This window comes from Oscillibacter sp. UBA6647, from assembly GCA_002455655.1.
Taxonomy (GTDB): Bacteria; Bacillota; Clostridia; order Oscillospirales; family Oscillospiraceae; genus Oscillibacter.
Map to the genome: position 1 here is coordinate 5,450 of DKLF01000138.1, position 622 is coordinate 6,071.

The 622-nt window shown below is 54.3% G+C and carries 2 protein-coding genes; both read left to right on the forward strand.

What is annotated here, in order from left to right; genetic code table 11:
• On the forward strand, positions 1-413 hold a 413-nt coding region (locus tag B2W96_RS10300), incomplete at its 5' end, for a 3-hydroxyacyl-CoA dehydrogenase family protein (protein ID WP_293010205.1).
• Positions 414-436: 23 nt separating this feature from the next.
• A partial coding sequence (locus B2W96_RS10305) for an acyl-CoA dehydrogenase family protein (protein WP_293010206.1) occupies positions 437-622 on the forward strand: 186 nt, incomplete at its 3' end.

Below are 622 nucleotides of genomic sequence, written 5' to 3' on the forward strand. Positions count from 1 at the left end.
TGAAGCTGGTGGAGATCATCCGGGGCGCCAGCACTGCGCAGGAGACCTTTGATTACATCTATAACCTGACCCGCGAGATCGGCAAGGACCCCATCGAAGTTGCCGAGGCTCCCGGCTTTGTGGTCAACAAGGTACTTATTCCCATGATTAACGAGGCTGCGGGCTTGGTGGAAACCGGCGTTGCCTCCGTGGAGGACATCGACAAGGCCATGATGCTGGGCGCCAACCACCCCATGGGCCCTCTGGCTCTGGGCGATTTCATCGGACTGGACGTGTGCCTTGCCATCATGGAGACCCTTTATAACGAGACCGGTGATTCCAAATACCGTCCCGCGCTGCTTTTGCGCAAGATGGTCCGCGGCGGCCTGCTGGGCAAAAAGACCGGTAAGGGCTTCTACGACTATTCCAAGTAAATTCAATATAAGGAGTAAGAAATATGGATTTTCATCTGTCGAACGAGCAGTTGATGCTCCGTAAGATGTACCGCGAATTTGCCGAAACTGAAGTAAAGCCTCTGGCCGAGGAGCTTGACGAGGAAGAGCGTTTTCCCATGGAAACCGTGGAGAAAATGGCAAAGCTTGGCATGATGGGCATTTATTTCCCCAAGGAGTACGGCGGCGCC